General features: G+C 42.6%; 1 protein-coding gene. It reads right to left on the bottom strand.

What is annotated here, in order from left to right; genetic code table 11:
• Positions 1-191: 191 nt before the first annotated feature.
• On the bottom strand, positions 192-980 hold a 789-nt coding region (locus AAGF08_RS20365; protein WP_343513294.1), incomplete at its 5' end, for an ATP-binding protein.

The following is a 980-nucleotide window of genomic DNA, read 5'->3' as shown; positions in this document are numbered from 1 at the left end:
ATGGTTAACATAAACCAGCCGATAAAGCCCTGGATAATGGCTAAATAACGGGGTAGGCCTTTAATTGGTATCTCACCAAAACCTAAAGTGGTAGAGGTTTTGATGTTCAACAATAAGGCGTTCAGCATCTTAATGAAAATATCGTAGAGGAAAGCGATCATGAAAGCGGAGATAAGCACTTCATTAATTTATTATTTATCTACCGGTAAGTAAAATTTGAATTTAGTCCCCTGATGTTGAGAACTCTCCACCCTTAACTCTCCACCATGCGCTTTCACAATGTCATAAGATAAGGATAAACCCAATCCCGTCCCCGAACCAGTTGGCTTGGTGGTAAAAAAAGGCTGGAAGATCTTGTCCTGGAACTGTTCCGGGATCCCTCTGCCGTTGTCTTTTACCGAAAGCTCGACCCCTAAATCCCCTGAAGGGGACTTCAATACTGTTGTTTTGACAATGACTTCTGGTTGATAGCCTATTTCTCCTTCGGAAGGTTGGGGAGTTATTTTCGCTTTTTCGTGAACGGCGTAAAAAGCATTATTCACCAGGTTCAAAATTACCCTTCCGATCTCCGAAGCAACTAAATTGACCTTTGGAAGATCCGGATCAAGTTCCAGTTTAAAATCAGCATTAAAGGATTTGTCTTTGGCACGAAGTCCGTGGTAACTCAACCGCAGATATTCGTCGGCAAGTACATTTAAGTCAGTGGGTGTTTCCTCTCCTTTTTTGGCTCGGCTATGCTCTAGCATTCCTTTCACAATGATATCAGCACGTTTGCCATGGTGATTTATTTTCGAGAGGTTTTCTTTTAAGTCTTTACCAATGGCTTTTGCCTCTTCAATGTCCCCTTTCTCCAGTTCCTCATTCATTTCATCTACCAGCTCGCCACTGACATCAGAGAAGTTATTCACAAAATTCAGAGGGTTCTGGATCTCATGGGCAATGCCGGCAGTCAACTCTCCTAAGCTTGCCATTTTTTCCGA

It is taken from the genome of Algoriphagus sp. SE2 (assembly GCF_039563885.1).
Lineage (GTDB): Bacteria > Bacteroidota > Bacteroidia > Cytophagales > Cyclobacteriaceae > Algoriphagus.
Note: the sequence above shows the minus strand (reverse complement) of the source record. Positions and strands in the feature narration are given on the sequence as shown.